This window comes from Modestobacter muralis (assembly GCF_010682105.1).
GTDB classification, from domain to species: domain Bacteria; phylum Actinomycetota; class Actinomycetes; order Mycobacteriales; family Geodermatophilaceae; genus Modestobacter; species Modestobacter muralis.
In genome coordinates, this window is record NZ_JAAGWH010000021.1 from 1 (window position 1) to 15,705 (window position 15,705).

15 protein-coding genes are annotated in these 15,705 nt (G+C 74.4%); 12 read left to right on the forward strand and 3 right to left on the reverse strand.

Annotation, left to right across the window (positions count from 1 at the left end; all coding sequences use genetic code 11):
- Window positions 1–17 precede the first annotated feature (17 nt).
- Complete coding sequence (locus GCU67_RS09145; protein ID WP_338104892.1) at window positions 18–875, reverse strand: siderophore-interacting protein; 858 nt, start codon at window positions 873–875, stop codon at window positions 18–20.
- Between the two features lie 356 nt (window positions 876–1,231).
- Here GCU67_RS09145 and GCU67_RS09150 point away from each other — a divergent pair, with 356 nt between their 5' ends.
- Genes GCU67_RS09150 through GCU67_RS09160 form a run of 3 tightly spaced genes read left to right on the forward strand, consistent with a single transcriptional unit; the run spans window position 1,232 to window position 3,263 of the window.
- Window positions 1,232–2,047, forward strand: coding sequence for a hypothetical protein (locus GCU67_RS09150; RefSeq protein ID WP_163610918.1), 816 nt, complete (start codon window positions 1,232–1,234; stop codon window positions 2,045–2,047).
- Window positions 2,044–2,613, forward strand: coding sequence for a phage holin family protein (locus tag GCU67_RS09155; protein WP_338104893.1), 570 nt, complete (start codon window positions 2,044–2,046; stop codon window positions 2,611–2,613). The genes GCU67_RS09150 and GCU67_RS09155 overlap by 4 nt, the downstream gene beginning before the upstream one ends.
- Before the next feature lie 17 nt (window positions 2,614–2,630).
- On the forward strand, window positions 2,631–3,263 hold the full coding sequence (locus tag GCU67_RS09160) for a DUF3618 domain-containing protein (protein ID WP_163610919.1): 633 nt from the start codon (window positions 2,631–2,633) through the stop codon (window positions 3,261–3,263).
- 102 nt (window positions 3,264–3,365) lie between these two features.
- Here GCU67_RS09160 and GCU67_RS09165 read toward each other — a convergent pair whose 3' ends face one another.
- On the reverse strand, window positions 3,366–4,211 hold the full coding sequence (locus GCU67_RS09165) for a DeoR family transcriptional regulator (RefSeq protein ID WP_163610920.1): 846 nt from the start codon (window positions 4,209–4,211) through the stop codon (window positions 3,366–3,368).
- Between the two features lie 38 nt (window positions 4,212–4,249).
- Window positions 4,250–6,550, reverse strand: coding sequence for a 4-hydroxythreonine-4-phosphate dehydrogenase PdxA (gene pdxA / locus GCU67_RS09170; protein ID WP_211661079.1), 2,301 nt, complete (start codon window positions 6,548–6,550; stop codon window positions 4,250–4,252).
- A gap of 201 nt (window positions 6,551–6,751) precedes the next feature.
- On the opposite strand from pdxA, the gene GCU67_RS09175 reads away from it, so the two are divergent.
- The 9 genes from GCU67_RS09175 to GCU67_RS09215 are packed head-to-tail and all read left to right on the forward strand — an operon-like array spanning window position 6,752 to window position 15,618.
- Window positions 6,752–8,335: an ABC transporter substrate-binding protein gene (locus GCU67_RS09175; RefSeq protein WP_163610921.1), complete on the forward strand. Its 1,584-nt coding sequence runs from the start codon at window positions 6,752–6,754 to the stop codon at window positions 8,333–8,335.
- 2 nt (window positions 8,336–8,337) lie between these two features.
- Entirely contained in the window at window positions 8,338–9,330 is a 993-nt protein-coding gene (locus GCU67_RS09180; RefSeq protein ID WP_163610922.1) for an ABC transporter permease, read from the forward strand.
- Window positions 9,327–10,253: an ABC transporter permease gene (locus tag GCU67_RS09185; protein ID WP_163610923.1), complete on the forward strand. Its 927-nt coding sequence runs from the start codon at window positions 9,327–9,329 to the stop codon at window positions 10,251–10,253. Before GCU67_RS09180 ends, GCU67_RS09185 begins: the two co-directional genes overlap by 4 nt.
- Window positions 10,254–10,256: 3 nt before the next feature.
- Window positions 10,257–11,162: an ABC transporter ATP-binding protein gene (locus GCU67_RS09190; protein ID WP_211661080.1), complete on the forward strand. Its 906-nt coding sequence runs from the start codon at window positions 10,257–10,259 to the stop codon at window positions 11,160–11,162.
- Window positions 11,159–11,965, forward strand: coding sequence for an ATP-binding cassette domain-containing protein (locus GCU67_RS09195; RefSeq protein WP_163610924.1), 807 nt, complete (start codon window positions 11,159–11,161; stop codon window positions 11,963–11,965). Before GCU67_RS09190 ends, GCU67_RS09195 begins: the two co-directional genes overlap by 4 nt.
- Window positions 11,962–12,942 carry an aldo/keto reductase gene (locus GCU67_RS09200; protein ID WP_338104894.1) on the forward strand — a complete coding sequence of 327 codons (981 nt, stop codon included), beginning with the start codon at window positions 11,962–11,964 and terminating at the stop codon, window positions 12,940–12,942. Before GCU67_RS09195 ends, GCU67_RS09200 begins: the two co-directional genes overlap by 4 nt.
- Before the next feature lie 32 nt (window positions 12,943–12,974).
- The gene (locus tag GCU67_RS09205) at window positions 12,975–13,772 is read left to right on the forward strand and encodes an HpcH/HpaI aldolase family protein (RefSeq protein ID WP_163610925.1); all 798 of its coding nucleotides are present in this window, start codon (window positions 12,975–12,977) and stop codon (window positions 13,770–13,772) included.
- A complete protein-coding gene (locus tag GCU67_RS09210) occupies window positions 13,772–14,950 on the forward strand; it encodes a sialidase family protein (RefSeq protein WP_163610926.1) in 1,179 nt (392 codons plus the stop codon). Before GCU67_RS09205 ends, GCU67_RS09210 begins: the two co-directional genes overlap by 1 nt.
- Window positions 14,947–15,618, forward strand: coding sequence for an SDR family NAD(P)-dependent oxidoreductase (locus tag GCU67_RS09215; RefSeq protein ID WP_211661081.1), 672 nt, complete (start codon window positions 14,947–14,949; stop codon window positions 15,616–15,618). Before GCU67_RS09210 ends, GCU67_RS09215 begins: the two co-directional genes overlap by 4 nt.
- Window positions 15,619–15,705 lie beyond the last annotated feature (87 nt).

The window sequence follows — 15,705 nt, forward strand, 5'->3', positions numbered from 1 at the left end:
GGGCGCTCGCGGCCGCCTCAGCGGGCCGCGAGCGCCTGCTCGGCCGCCTCGACCTCGGCGTTCCACTGCGGCTTCTCGGCCTGCCAGCGGTCCTCGGTGCGGCCCTGGCGCCAGTAGCCGGAGATCGAGGTGAACGCCGGGTCCAGCCCGCGCTCGGCCCGCAGGTGCAGCCGCAGCTCCCGGACCAGCCCGGCCTCGCCGTGCACGAACACGTGCCCGGTGCCCTCGGGCAGCGTCGCCGCGCGGACGGCGGCGACCAGCGACTGCCCCACCGGGGCCGGCCCCCGGTGCACCCACACGATGCCCACGCCCTCGGGCAGGTCGAGGTCGTCCTGCTCCTCCGACCGGTCGGCCACCTCGACGACCACCAGCGCCGGGGTCCCCGCGGGCAGCCGGGTCAGCGCCGCACCGATCGCCGGGAGGGCGCTCTCGTCACCGGCGAGCAGGTGCCAGTCGGCGTCCGGGCTGGGCGCGTAGGCACCGCCCGGGCCGGAGAACTGGAGCAGGTCGCCGGGCTGGGCGGCGGAGGCCCACGGACCGGCGAGCCCGGTGTCGCCGTGGTGCACGAAGTCGATCGTCAGCTCGCCGGCCGCAGCGTCCCAGGCGCGCACCGTGTACGTGCGGGAGACCGGCCACTGCTCCGGCGGCAGCTCGGCGCGCAACTGCTCGACGTCGAAGGGCGCGCGGTAGCCGGCGCCGGGCGGCGGGAAGAGCAGCTTGACGTAGTGGTCGGTGAACTCCCCCGCCGGGAAGCCGGCGAGCCCCGCACCGCCGAGGACGACCCGGATCATGTGCGGCGTCACGCGGGAGGTGCGCAGCACCGTCCCGACCCGGGCCACCCGGGGACGTCGAGGTGCGCTGCTGGGACTGCTCACGGGGCCTCCTGGTCGACCGAAGGCGAGCCTTGCCTTCGCTCCGCACGCTACCCGCGCCCGCTGTGCGCCCCCGGCAACAGGATCGTCACCGGGAAAGATCGAACTCGCGGTTTACACCGTAGCGACGGGCGGGTACCAGACCCCCAACGGAACGGCGTCCCACCGAGGCCACGGTGGAACCCCCCAGTGTCGGTGCCGCGGAACCTCGCGGTGCCAGCGCCGTCCCGCTCCAGCAGCTGCAGCCGGCCCATCTGGTCCGGTGATCGACCATGCCCTGGAGCGGTCGGTGGTCCACCGGGCACGGATGCCCAGTTCTGCTCAGTCCACGAAACGCCCATGCACGACGAGGAGGAACGATGACGCACTCCATCGACACCCCGACGCCCTCAGCCCAGAGTGGCGCGACCAACGTGACCGGCACCCAGTCCACCGGCAGCCCGTCCACCAAGGACGTCGCCAAGGACCAGGCCGGCAACGTCGCCTCGACCGCCGCCTCCGCCGGCAGCCAGGTCGCCTCGACCGCTGCCGACCAGGCCAAGCAGGTCACGCAGGAGACCAAGCGCCAGGCGCAGGACCTGATCGCCCAGGGCCGCACCCAGGTGACCACCCAGCTCCAGGACCAGGCCCGCAACGGTCAGCTGAAGGCCAGTGAGGGCCTGGAGCAGATCGCCCAGCAGCTGCGCACCATGGTGTCCGGCAGCGGTGAGGCCCCCACCGGTCCCGCCGCCGACCTGGTCACCCAGGCCGGGGACAAGGCCCAGGAGCTCGCCACCTGGCTGCAGTCCCGCGAGCCCGGCGACCTGCTCGTCGAGGCGCGCAACTTCGCCCGCCGCCGTCCCGGTGCCTTCATCCTCGGTGCTGCCGTCGCCGGCATCCTCGCCGGTCGCCTGACCACCGGCGTCGTGGCCGCCCACAAGGACGCCGCCCCGAGCAACACGGGCACCACGCCGCTGCCGGCCACCCCGTCCTACGGCACCACGAACTACGCCGCGGAGACCACGGCCACCGGCTACGCCGACGCCGGTTACGCGGGCACCACCCCTGGCTACGCCACGACCGGCACCACGGGCTCGGTCCCGCCGCCGCCGTACGGCACGCCTGCCACCACCGGGACCGCCGGCATCGGCGGCTTCGACGACCCGGCCCGCACCTCGGGCCCCGGCCAGCTGTGAGCCACCCCTACGGCGGCCAGCCCGCCACCGGCTACGGCGACGGCGGGGCGACCAGCTACTCGCCCGGCATGGAGTCGAACCAGGCCCAGTACCTGGACGACGAGCAGCCGATGACCGCCGACGGGCACCCCGACGTCGAGCACACCTCGGTCGGGAACCTGATCGGCGGGGTCACGCAGGACTTCTCCGAGCTCATGCGGCTGGAGCTCGCGCTGGCCAAGGCAGAGCTGCGGGCCGAGGCGAACAAGGCCACGGCCGAGGTCAAGGCGCAGACCGGCAAGGCCGGCAAGGGCGTGGGCATGCTCGTCGGCGCCGCCGTGGCCGGCCTCATGGTCCTGGTCTTCCTCAGCTGCGCGATCTGGTGGGCACTGGAGAACGTCATGGACGCGGGCCTCGCGGCCCTCATCGTGACCGTCCTCTGGGTGGTCATCGCCGCCGTCCTGGCGTCGATGGGCCGCAAGGCCCTCAAGACGATCGACTTCTCGGGGCTGAAGCACCTCAACCCCAAGCCCGAACAGACCGTGGAGACCCTCCAGCAGGTCCCCGGCGCCCTCAAGCCCAACTGACCGGACAGGAGCTCGACATGACCAGCAGTGACCCGGACGTCATCCGTCGCCAGATCGAGGAGACCCGCGCCAACCTCAGCTACGAGGTCGACGCGCTCAACGAGAAGGTCAACCCCTCCCGTGTGGTCGACCGTCGCGTGGGCAAGGCCAAGACCAGCGTGACCGGGCTCAAGGACCGCGTCTTCGGCGCAGCCCACGAGACCGGCAACCACGCCGGTGGCGCCGCCCACAACGCGGCCGACACCGTGCAGGGCGCTGCCTCCGACGCCATGGGCGCCGTGCAGCAGGCCCCCGGCCAGCTCAAGACGCAGGCCCAGGGCAACCCGCTGGCCGCCGGTCTGATCGCCTTCGGCGTCGGCTGGCTCGTCTCCTCCCTCCTGCCCACCAGCGAGAAGGAGAAGCAGCTGGCGCAGCAGGCCGAGACCGCGGTCAAGGAGCACTCCCAGCCGCTGGTCGACCAGGCCAAGAACGTGGCCCAGGAGATCGGCGAGAACCTGAAGCCCGCCGCCCAGGACGCCGTGCAGTCGGTCAAGGCGACCGCGCAGGACGGTGTCCAGACGGTCAAGGCCGAGGGCCAGTCCGCCGCGCAGGACGTCCAGGGCACCGCCCAGGACGCCAAGCAGACCGTGCAGGGTCACGCCTCCGCCTGATCCTCACCCGCAGTTCCCGTCGGGCCCCGGTGCACCAGCACCGGGGCCCGACGTGCGTCCGGGGACGACCGCCGAGGACGGCGGTGCCGTCCCCGGGCGCGTTCAGTCGGGCGGCCCCGCGACGTGGCCCTCGGCGTCGACGACCACGACCTCCACCCCGGCGGCGTGGAAGGGCGCGACCGCCCCGGGCTCGGCGCCGTCGTCGGTGACCAGCGTCCACCCGTCGGGCAGCTGGGCCCAGGCGTGGAAGGGCCGGCGGCCCAGCTTGGTGGCGTGCGCCAGCACGTAGACCCGCTCCGCCTGCCGGGCCATCAGCTCCTTGAGCCGGGTCTGCTCCAGCTCTGCCTCGCAGATGCCGCGGTCGGCGGTGACGCTGTCGGCGCCGAGGAAGACCCGGTCGAACGTCATCCGCTCCAGCGCGGCCTCGGTCAGCGGACCGACGAACCCCTGCGACAGGTGCCGCAGCGTGCCCCCGAGGCACTCGACGTGGACGTCCTCCGCGTCGGCCAGCGCCTGGATGCTGGTCAGCCCCGTGGTCGCGACGGTCAACGGCGACGTCCAGCGCAGCTCGTGAGCGAGCGCCCCGACCGTGGAGCCGGCGTCGAGCAGCACCGTCTCCCCGGCCACCACCTGCCGGGCAGCCCAGCGGGCGATCCCCCGCTTGGCCTCGAACGCCTCGCCGATCCGCTGGCGGAGCGAGGGCTCGGCGTGGCTGAGCAGCGCCATGGCCCCGCCGTAGGTGCGGGCCAGCCGCCCCTCCGCGGTCAGCTGGGCGAGGTCCCGCCGGATGGTGGAGGCGGTCACCTCGAACGCCCCCGCCAGCTCCTCCACCGAGGCCAGCCCCGTGGAGGTCGCCAGCCGGACGATCTCCTCCCGGCGGTACCGGGAGCCCGACTGGCGGCTGGACTCGCCGCCGGTCTCCGACGGTGGGCGTTGCTCTGGCTGCACGACGTCTCCCCTGCTGGAGGTGCGGTCGCAGCCGGCGGTCAGGCCGCCGGTCGCGGGGACATCTGCGCAGCTTGCCGCAGTGCCTCGATCATGCTGCCGATCTCGACCTTCCCGGTGCCGGCGATGTCGAAGGCGGTGCCGTGGTCGACCGAGGTGCGGATGACGGGCAGCCCGACGGTGATGTTCACCCCGGCCTCGATGCCGAGCACCTTGACCGGACCGTGGCCCTGGTCGTGGTACATCGCCACCACCAGGTCGTAGTCGCCCCGGCCGGCGACGAAGAAGGCGGTGTCGGCCGGCAGCGGGCCGCGCACGTCGATGCCGTCGGCCTGCAGCCGCTCGATCGCCGGGACGATCTTCTCCTCCTCCTCGCCGTAGCCGAACAGCCCGTTCTCCCCCGCGTGCGGGTTGATGCCGCACACGCTGATCCGCGGGTTCGGGATGCCGGCCCGCACCAGGGCGTCGTGCCCGCGCCGGACCGTGCGCTCGACCAGGCCTGGCTCGATCCGGTTGATGGCGTCGATCAGGCCGAGGTGGGTGGTGACGTGGATGACCCGGATCCGCGGCGAGCTCAGCATCATCGACACCTCCTCGATGCCGCAGAAGTGCGCCAGCAGCTCGGTGTGCCCGGGGTAGACGTGCCCGGCGGCGTGCAGCGCCTCCTTGTTCAGCGGGGCGGTGCAGATGCCCTGCACCTCCCCCGCCATCGCCAGCTCGGCGGCGACCCGGATGTACTCGTAGGCGGCGTGCCCGGCCACCGGCGACAGCCGGCCCCAGGGCAGGTCGGCCGGCAGCAGGCCCAGGTCGATCACGTTGATCCGGCCGGGGGTGAACACGGCGTCGGCGACGCGCTCGACCACGGCGATCTCCGCGTCCAGGCCCAGGATCTCGGCGGCGGCGCGCAGGCGGGCGGCGTCGCCGATCACCACGGGACGGCAGCGCGCGAGAGAGGCCGGGTCGACCAGCGCACCGACGACCACCTCCGGGCCGACGCCGGCGCCGTCGCCCATCGTGACGGCGATGAACGGCGTGGGGCCGCTGTCGGCCACGGGCTCGGTCGGGGAGGTGAGGGTGCTCATGGAGGGGCCTTCCGTCGTGCCGCCGGAGGCGACGGGGTGCTGATCGGTGGAGGGGACGGCGACCTCGCCGGTGAGGGCGGTGAGGATCGCGAGCAGGGAGCCCGGGCCGCCGAAGCTGCCGGGGCGGGTGACGACGGAACGTCCGTCCGGGGCGGTGCAGACCACGGCGCCGTGGTGGACCGTCGCCCGGGGGGCCAGGGTGCGCACGCCGAGCCCGTCCAGCACGCGGCGGGCGGTCTCGCCCCCCGTGAGCGCGAGGTCCACGGGACCCCCGGGCACCGCGGCGAGCGCTGCGGACACGAGCCGGGCGAGGCCGGCGGACAGGTGGCGGCCCGCGCCGGGCACGACCCCGCCGGCCGGGTCCGGGCGCAGCACGACCGCACCGCGCGTGACGGCGTCGGCGAGCCGGCGCACCACGCCGGCGTCCGGGACGGCGGCCAGCAGGTCCGGCACGGGCACGAGCACCTCCGGCACCCCGCCGGCGCGCAGCCCGGCGACCTGGCCGAGCGCGACGCCCTCCGCCGTGCCGACGACGACCAGCGGTCCCGGGCCACCGGTGCGGTCCGGCACGGGGGTGGGCACACCGCCCAGCGGGGCGTGGCCCAGCCGGCGCCCGACCGCGGCGGCGAGGCCTGCGGAACCGGCCAGCGCGACGCCGGGGAGCCCGGCTACGGCGGCGGCCACCGCGTCGAGGTCGGCGTCGGACTCCCCGTCGCAGACCGGGACCCGCCCCGAGGCCAGGACCGACCGCAGCAGGTCCGGCAGACCGGACGAGCGCACGTCCGCGAGCGGGACGACCTGCACGAGCAGCGGGGCCAGCGCCTGGGCCAGCGACGACGGGGCGGTGCGGCCCTCGGTCGCCCAGGCCGGCGTGCCGGACAGCGGGCCGCCGGACACGACCGGGACGCCGTTGCGCACGACCCGGTCCAGGGCCGGCAGCGCGGTCGCGACGACCACCGGGCCGACGGCACCGACGGCCGCGGCCACCGGCCCGCGCAGCAGCGAGTCCAGCTTGACCAGGACGGCGGCGCCAGGGGTGCCGGCGACCGCGTCCCGCACGGCGGCGTCGGTGACCGCGGCGTCGGCGTGCCGGGTGTCCAGGTCGACGACGGTCACCCCGGCCGACACCGCGGCCCGCACCCCCGGACCGGACAGCACGACCCGCGCGGACCCCGTGCGGGGAGCGAGCAGCGCGGCGGTCTCGGCGGCCCCGGACAGGTCGTCGGCCAGCACGAGCAGGGCGGCCGCCGGTGCGGTCACGTCGGCCCCTCTCCCCGTCGGACGGTGGTCGGCGACGGCTGCACCGGAGGGTCAGCAGACCTGGCGGAGCTCGTCGATCAGTGTGCAGCCTGACACGTCATGCGCGGAATGCGCTAGCCCCTTGCGCGAAACGCGCACGGCTGTACGGTGACGTAGGCAACACGCCGGCAGCCCGCCGGCCGATGAGGTGAGAGGTCGACGATGACCGCAGCGGGACCCGGCGGAGAGCTCTCGCGCCGCTCCTTCTTCCGGCTGGGCGGTGCCGTGGGCGCCGCACTGGCGCTCGGCCCGGCGCTGTCCGCCTGTGCCGGCCCGACCGGCGCCGCCGGCCCGGGGACGATGACCCTGGCGCTCAACCGCTCCCTGGTGAGCCTGGACAACAAGCTCAACCAGTTCGACGCCGCCGTCACCGTGCAGCGGGCGGTCCGGCAGGGGCTGACCCGCATCGGGGCCGACCTGACCCCGGAGCTGGTGCTGGCCGAGAGCTTCGAGCTCACCGACGACACCCAGTGGACCGTCAAGCTCCGCGACGGCGTCCGCTACTCCGACGGCACCCCGGTCACCCCGGCCGACGTCGCCACCGCGCTGCAGATGTACCGCGACGTCAGCGGCTCGTTCCTGGCGGCGTTCTTCCGCGAGTGGCCCACGGTCGAGGTCCTCGACGACCGCACCTTCACCATGAACACCGAGCGGCCCGAGCCGGTGCTCGACTACCTGATGGCCAACATCCTGGTCACCCCGGCGGCGGCCAACGCCCCCGAGGAGCTGCAGACCGGTGTGGGCTCGGGCCCCTACGTGGTGGCCAGCTCCAACCGCGGCACCGGTGACTACACCCTGACCCGCAACGCGGCCTACTGGGGGCCCGCCGCCAACGTCGAGACCGTCCAAGTGCGCTTCCTGCCCGAGGAGTCCAGCCGGGTGGTGGCGCTGCGCTCGGGCGAGGTCGACGTCATCGACACCATCTCCCCCGACTCCGCCGACCAGCTGGCCGGACTGCCGCAGGTGACCGTGGAGCAGGCCGGCGGGACCCGGATCAGCCAGCTCTTCTACAACTTCCGCAAGCCCGCCGACCACCCGCTGTCCGACGTCCGGGTGCGGGAGGCGCTGTCCTACGCGATCGACGGCCGGGCGCTGGTCGAGGACGTGCTGGTCGGCTCGGTGAGCCAGGCGACCGGCGTCGTCCCGTCCGACCTCGCCGGCGCGACGGCCACCCACACCTACTCCTACGACCCGCGGAAGGCCCGGCAGATGCTCGACGCCGCCGGGGTCCGCAGCGGGGACCTCGAGCTCACCCTCATCTGGGAGACCGGCGAGTTCGCCAACGACGTGTCAGTGATGGAGTCCACCGTCCAGATGCTCGCCGACGCCGGGGTGCGCAGCCGGCTGGTGCAGTTCCAGCCCGGCGGCGACATCTCGCTGTGGCGGCAGGGCAGGGCCGGCGACTGGGACGTGCTCGGCAACGGCTACGCCTCCCCCACCGGCCTGGCGCTCACGATGCTCAAGGGCATGTACGGCGGGACCGCCGAGAAGGAGGCGACCCGCGACACGTACCACGGCTACGTCGTCCCCGACGTCCAGGAGCTGATCGACGCCGCCGGCACCGAGGTCGACCCGGCCCGCCGTCAGCAGCTGCTCGACCGGGCCCAGGACGCGGTCTGGGAGACCTGGCCGTGCATGTGGGCCTTCGTGCCCAAGTCGGTGCTGGCCCGCCGCGCGCGGGTCACCGACCTCGCCCTGCAGTCGACGAACTCCTACCCCCTCGCCTCCACGAAGCTGGCGGTCTGACCATGACGACCTACGTCCTCAAGCGGCTCGGTCAGAGCGTGCTCACGCTCTTCCTGACCCTGACCACGGTGTTCGTGCTGCTGCGGCTCGCCCCCGGCGACCCGGCCGCCGCCTACGCCGGGCCCAACCCCACCACCGAGGACCTCGCGCGCATCCGTGCGCAGTTCGGCCTGGACGACTCCCTGCTGGGCCAGTACGGGACGTTCCTGGCCAACCTCGTGCGGGGTGACCTCGGGACGTCGTTCTCCTTCCAGGCCCCGGCGCTGGACGTCGTGCTGGACCGGCTGCCCTACACGCTGACGCTGGCGGTCTCGGCCATCCTGGTGACCGCGGTCGTCGCCGTCCCGCTCGGGGTGTGGATGGCCCGGCACGTGCACACCGGCCGCGAGTTCGGCGCCAACCTGTTCACCATCGCCGGGCAGTCGATGCCCGACTTCTGGAGCGGCATCATGCTGCTCACCCTCTTCGCCGTCGTCCTCCCGGTGTTCCCGGCCTCGGGCTTCGCCACCTGGGGCGGGCTGGTGCTGCCCACGCTCACCATCGCCGTCCTGCAGATCGCGCTGATCAGCCGGATGGTCGCCCGCGAGATGAGCACGAACATGACCTCGCCGTTCCTGACCGTGGCCCGGTCCCGCGGGGTGTCCGAGCGCGGCCTGACCTGGCGCTACGGGATGACCAACTCCGCCATCCCGGTGCTGACCGCGCTGGGCACCCGGTTCGCCGCGATGCTCAACGGCGTCGTCGTCGTCGAGGTCGTCTTCGCCTGGCCCGGCGTCGGCTCGCTGGTGGTGCGGGCCCTGGAGACCCGCGACTACCCGCTCATCCAGGCGACGGTGCTGGTCACCGCGGTGCTCACGGTGGCCGTCCAGCTGCTCATCGACCTGGCCTACCCGCTGCTGGACCCGCGGGTCCGGCTCACGAAGACCTCGGGCAGGTCGGCGTCGCCGGCCACGGCCCCCAGCGCCCAGACAGCCCAGGAAGCGGTGCCGGCATGACGACCACCCTCACCCCGGGACCGGCCGCGCCGGCCCCGGTCACCCCGGAGCGGCCCAGCGCCGTCACCCCGGCGGACCTGCGGCGGGCAGGTGCCCGGCGGCAGGCCCGCTGGGCGCGGGCGAAGACCTGGACCGGTGCGGTCTGCACCCTGGTCGTCGTCGTGCCCGTCGTCCTGGCCGGCCTGCTGCCGTTGCCCGACCCCGACACCCAGGACCTGGGTGCCCGCCGGCTGGCGCCGTTCACCGACGGCCACCTCTTCGGCACCGACCAGCTGGGCCGCGACCTGCTCTCCCGGGTGCTGCACGGCGGTCAGACGTCGCTGATGATCGGCGTGCTGGCGATCATCGTGTCCGGCCTCATCGGCATCGTGCTGGGCTCGCTCGCCGGCTTCTTCGGCGGCTGGGTGGACGCGGTGATCAGCCGGCTGCTCGAGGCGCAGATGTCGCTGCCGCTGCTGCTCATGCTGCTGCTGGTGGTCGCCCTCTTCGGGCCCTCGATCCCGGTGATCACGCTGGTGATCGCCATCGCGCAGTGGCCCGAGGTGGGCCGGCTGACCCGCTCGCTGGTGCTGCGCGAGCGGGAGAAGCCCTACGTGGCGGCCGCGACGGTGCTGGGGCTGAGCCGGGTCGCGGTGCTGGCCCGGCACGTCGTGCCGAACGTGCTGCGCCAGGCGACGCTGGTCGTGCTGCTGCTGCTGGCCCAGGCCGTGCTGCTGGAGAGCGCGCTGTCCTACCTGGGCGCCGGTCCCGAGCGCCCGTTCGCGACCTGGGGCCGGATCATCTCCGACGGCCAGGACTACATCACGACGTCCTGGTGGCTGGTCACCCTGCCCGGCCTGTTCATCGTGCTGCTCGTCGTCGGTGTCAACCTCCTCGGCGACGGTCTCCGCGACCGCACCCGCCGGGCCGACAAGGAGGCCTGAGACGTGGTCTTCCCCATCCCGCACGACACCGTCCCCATCCTCGAGATCACCGACCTGCAGGTGGAGCTCATCACCGCCACCGGCGTCGTCCGGGCCGTGGACGGTGTCTCGTTCGTCATCCGGCGCGGTGAGACGGTGACCCTGATCGGTGAGTCCGGTTCCGGCAAGTCCACGACCGCGATGGGCGTGCTGCAGCTGCTGCCCGACGACCTCGCGGTGCTGTCGGGCTCGGTGAAGGTCGGCGGCGTCGACCTGCTCACCGACCGGGGCGCCGCCGGGCGCATCCGCGGCCGGATGGTCTCCCTCATCCCGCAGGACCCGATGACCTCGCTGTCACCGGTGCACACCGTCGGCGCGCAGCTCAAGGGCGCCATCCGGCTGGCCGGGCACTCCAAGGCCGCGGCCGGGAAGCGGGCGGTCGAACTGCTGGAAGCGGTGCGCATCCCGCGACCGGCCGAGCAGCTGACGAAGTACCCCCACCAGCTCTCCGGCGGCATGCTGCAGCGGGTCCTCATCGCCATCGCGCTGGCCGGCCATCCGGTGCTGCTGGTCGCCGACGAGCCGACCTCGGCCCTGGACGTGACCGTGCAGGCCGGGATCCTGGACCTGCTGATGGAGCTGCAGGAGCGCACCGGCGTCGGGATCCTCATGATCACCCACGACCTGGGCGTCGCCCGGCTGGTGTCCGACCGGATCCACGTCATGCGCGAGGGGCGGTTCGTCGAGTCCGGCGAGGCCGAGCAGGTGGTCGACGCGCCCCGCGAGGACTACACCCGCCGGCTTCTGGCCGCCGTCCCGCAGCTGGGTCCGATGGACGACGTCACCGCCCGCACCGACCCGCCCCACACCCCCTCCCCCGCCGGTGCCACCGCCGTCGTCCTCGAGAACGCCCCCGGAGGCACCCGATGAGCCAGCCGCTGCTGAGCGTGCAGGACCTGGTCGTCGACTACGGCGCCTTCCGGGCCGTGGACGGGGTGAGCTTCTCCGTCGAGCGCGGGACGACGCTGGCCGTCGTCGGCGAGTCCGGCTGCGGCAAGTCGACGGTGGCCCGCTCCCTGGTCCGGCTGCTCACCCCGACGTCGGGGCGGATCGTGCTCGACGGCACCGACCTCGCGCAGCTGCCCGAGCGCCGGCTGCGGCCGTTGCGCCGCAAGGTGCAGATGGTCTTCCAGGACCCCTACGGCTCGCTGGACCCGCACCTGACCGCCGAGCAGATCGTCGCCGAGCCGCTGCGGGAGCTCCCCCGCGCCGACCGGTCGAAGGAGGCCGCCCGGCTGCTGGACGCCGTGGGGCTGCCCACGAGCGCGCTGCGTCGGCGGCCGGCGGAGTTCTCCGGCGGCCAGCGGCAGCGGATCGGCATCGCGCGGGCACTGGCCACCAGCCCCGAGCTGCTGGTCTGCGACGAGGCGACCAGCGCCCTGGACGTGAGCGTGCAGGCCCAGGTGCTGGACCTGCTCACCGAGCTGCAGGCCGAGCGCGGGCTGACCTACCTGTTCATCTCGCACAACCTCGGGGTGGTCCGGCAGATCAGCCAGCGCATCGTCGTGATGCGGGCCGGGCGGATCGTGGAGTCCGGCGCCACCGCCGACGTGCTGCGGGCACCCGCCGAGGAGTACACGCGGGCGCTGCGCCAGGCGGCGCTGGACCCGACGGCGATGCGCGGTCGCAAGCCGCGCGACGTCGTCCGGCAGCTGCAGGCGGCCGGCGCGTGACCGCCCCGCTGCAGCTGCCCGGCGCCCCGGTGCCGCTGTCCCGGCTGGTGCTGGGCACGATGACCTTCGGCGACACGGTCGACGCAGCCGGCTCCGTCGCGATGCTCGACGCCGCGCTCGCCGCCGGGATCACCGGGCTGGACACCGCCAACGCCTACGCCGGCGGGGCCACCGAGGAGATCCTCGGACCCCTGCTGGCCAGCCGCCGCGACCGCGTCGTGCTCGCCACCAAGGCCGGCATGCCGCACCCCGACGCCGGGGAGCACGCACCGCTGTCGGCCGCCGGTCTGCGCGCCTCGCTGGAGGGCTCACTGCGCCGGCTGCAGGTCGACCGGGTCGACCTGTTCTACCTGCACCAGCCCGACCGCCGGACGCCGCTGACCGAGACGCTGACCGCGGTGAAGGAGGCGATGGACCGCGGGGAGGTCGGCGCGCTGGGCGTCTCCAACTACGCCGCCTGGCAGATCGCCGAGCTGAACGCCGCCGCCGACGCCGTCGGCTGCCCCCGGCCGGTCGTGGCCCAGCAGCTGTACAACCTGCTGGCCCGCCGGGTCGAGGAGGAGTACCTGGAGTTCGCCCGAAGCTCCGGGCTGCTGACCATGGTCTACAACCCGCTGGGGGGTGGCCTGCTCACCGGCCGCCACTCCTTCACCGACGGCGCGACCAGCGGCCGGTTCGGCGACTCCCGGCTGGCCGCGATGTACAAGCAGCGCTACTGGACCCCCGAGCTGTTCGACGCCGTCGGCCGGCTGACCGCCGTCGCCGAGGGCGCCGGGCTGCCGCTGGCCGAGCTGTCGCTGCGCTGGCTGCTGGCCTCGCCCGACGTCGGCGCGCTTCTGCTCGGCGGGTCGAAGGTCGCCCAGCTCGAGCAGAACGTCGCCGCCGCAGCCGCCGGTCCGCTGCCGGCCGACGTGGTCGCCGCCTGCGACGAGGTCGGCGTCTCCCTCCGCGGGCCGATGCCCGCCTACAACCGCTGACCCGCTCCCTCCCCCTGACGTCTGGAGACCCGTTGTCCCGCCACACCGAGCTCGCCGCCCGCATCCGCGCCCGGGAGCGCGTCCTGGGCTACTGGATCACCCTGGACTCCCCCGTCTCCACCGAGCGCATCGCCCGCAGCGGCTACGACTACCTCGCGCTGGACGCCCAGCACGGGTTGTTCTCCTACGAGGGCATGCTGCGCGGGATCACCGCCGTGGACGCCGGCGGTGCCGCGGTGGCGTGGGTGCGCGTGGAGGCCAACGACCCGACCTACATCGGCAAGGCGCTGGACGCCGGGGCGGGCGGGGTGATCGTCCCGCTGGTCGACGACGCCGCGCAGGCCGCCGCGGCGGTGGCCAGCGCCAAGTACCCGCCGCTGGGGCGCCGCAGCTACGGGCCGATGCGCTCGGGCCTGCGGGTGGGCCCGAAGCCGGCCGACAGCAACGCCACCACCCTGGTGCTGGCCATGATCGAGACCCCCGAGGGCCTGGCGAACGTGGCCGAGATCTGCGCGACCCCGGGCCTGGACGGCGTCTACGTGGGCCCCTCGGACCTGTGCATCGCCGTCGGCGGGGCGTTCCCCAACGACCCGGCGGTGGCCGAGGAGTTCGAGGCCGCGCTGGTGACGGTGCGCGAGGCCGCGGCGGCCGCCGGGGTCGCCGCGGGCATCCACACCATGGCGGGCGCGCACGCGGCCCAGCGGCTGGCCGAGGGCTACACCTTCGCCACCGTGTCGGCCGACCTGACCCACCTGGAGCAGGCCGCGAAGGACCACCTGGCCGCCGCCACCGCCGGCCCGGCGACCACCGGCGACGGGACGGGCTACTGATGACCGCTCCCGAGCTCGTCCGCGACGGCGCCCTGCGCGACCGGGGGCCGGGCCGCCGCGACGCGTTCCTGCCGACCACCACCGTGCAGGTGCACGCGGCCAACCTGATGACGCTGCCCGACGGCAGCCTGGGCTGCGTCTGGTTCGGCGGCACCCAGGAGGGCGTCCCGGACATCTCCATCTGGTTCTCCCGGCTCACCGGCGACACCTGGTCCCCGGCCGAGCAGCTCTCCGACGACGGCGCCCGCTCCGAGCAGAACCCGGTGCTGTTCCCGACGCCGTCCGGTGAGCTGTGGCTGCTGTGGACCGCGCAGCACGCCGGTGACCAGGACTCCGCCGAGGTGCGCGTGCGGGTGTCGCCGGACTCCGGGCGCACCTGGGACGAGCCGCGGACGCTGTTCCCGGCCACCGAGCGCGGCGGGGTCTTCGTCCGCCAGCCGGTCGTCGTCCTGCCGTCGGGGCGCTGGCTGCTGCCGGTGTTCTCCTGCGTCACGGTGCCCGGGCAGAAGTGGGTCGGCGACGAGGACACCAGCTCGGTGATGGTCAGCGACGACGCCGGCGCGACCTGGCGCGAGGTCGCCGTCCCCGGGTCGACCGGCTGCGTGCACATGGACGTCGTCCCGGTCGACGGCGGGCTGGCCGCGTTCTACCGCAGCCGCTGGGCCGACTGGGTGCACCGCTCGACCTCGTCCGACGACGGGGAGACCTGGACCGCACCCGTGCCCACGGAGCTGCCCAACAACAACAGCTCGATCCAGGTCACGGCGCTGGCGGACGGCCGGCTGGCGATGGTGCTCAACCCGACCCAGGCCGGGCCCGACACCCCGCGGCGGGTGTCGCTGTACGACGAGATCGACGACACCGGGCTGGCCGCCGAGCAGTCGGTGGTCACCGAGCAGGCCGACGACGGCCGGCGGCGCGCGTTCTGGGGCACCCCGCGCGCCCCGATGACGCTGGCACTGTCCGCCGACGGGGGCGTGACCTGGCCGCAGCGCCGGGACGTCGAGACCGGCGACGGGTACTGCCTGAGCAACAACAGCCGCGAGGGGGTGAACCGGGAGCTGTCCTACCCCTCGGTGCACCAGACCGCCGACGGCGCGCTGCACCTGGCGTTCACCTACCACCGCACGGCGATCGAGCACGTGGTGGTCGACCCCTCGTGGGTGACCGGGGCGTGAGGCACGCGCTGGTCACCGGGGTCAGCTCCGGCATCGGGGCGGCCGTCGTCGACCGGTTGCTCGCCGACGGGTGGACGGTCACCGGGCTGAGCCGCACCGCGCCGCCGGCCCGGGACGGGCTGACCTGGCTGGCCGCCGACCTCACCGACCTGGACGCGGTGCCCGCGGCGCTGGCCGGCGTCGGGCCGCTGGACGCGGTGGTGCACGCCGCCGGAGTGCAGCGCTCGGCCCGGCTGGGCACGCTGTCGGCCGCCGACGGGGAGGTGATGTGGCGGCTGCACGTCGGGGCGGCCACCGCCGTGGTCGACGCCGTCGTCGACCGGGTGGCCGACGGCGGCCGGATCGTGCTGATGGGCAGCCGCACGGCCACCGGCGTGGCCGGCAAGAGCCAGTACGCCGCCACCAAGGCGGCCCTGTCCGGGCTGGCCCGGTCCTGGGCGATGGAGCTGGCCGGCCGGCGGGTCACGGTGAACGTGGTGGCCCCCGGCCCGACGGACACCCCGATGCTGGCCGACCCGGGCCGGGCGGCGACCCCGCCGCGGACGCCCCCGCTGGGCCGGTTCGTCCGGCCCGCAGAGGTGGCCGGGCTGACCGCCTTCCTGCTCGGCCCCGAAGGCGGCATGGTCACCGGCCAGCACCTGGTCATCTGCGCGGGCGCCTCGCTCTGACCTCTTCCGGGTGACCGCTCCCCCGGGCCCGCTCCAGCTCCGGCCGTCGCACGCCGTTCCCCGACGGGACGGACTCCGCCCCCGACC

Bases quoted from the DNA above. Each gene is read 5' to 3' on its own strand.
- GCU67_RS09150 (WP_163610918.1), top strand. From the start codon at position 1,232: ATGACGCACTCCATCGACACCCCGACGCCCTCAGCCCAGAGTGGCGCG.
- GCU67_RS09160 (WP_163610919.1), top strand. From the start codon at position 2,631: ATGACCAGCAGTGACCCGGACGTCATCCGTCGCCAGATCGAGGAGACC.
- GCU67_RS09175 (WP_163610921.1), top strand. From the start codon at position 6,752: ATGACCGCAGCGGGACCCGGCGGAGAGCTCTCGCGCCGCTCCTTCTTC.
- GCU67_RS09180 (WP_163610922.1), top strand. From the start codon at position 8,338: ATGACGACCTACGTCCTCAAGCGGCTCGGTCAGAGCGTGCTCACGCTC.
- GCU67_RS09185 (WP_163610923.1), top strand. From the start codon at position 9,327: ATGACGACCACCCTCACCCCGGGACCGGCCGCGCCGGCCCCGGTCACC.
- GCU67_RS09195 (WP_163610924.1), top strand. From the start codon at position 11,159: ATGAGCCAGCCGCTGCTGAGCGTGCAGGACCTGGTCGTCGACTACGGC.
- GCU67_RS09210 (WP_163610926.1), top strand. From the start codon at position 13,772: ATGACCGCTCCCGAGCTCGTCCGCGACGGCGCCCTGCGCGACCGGGGG.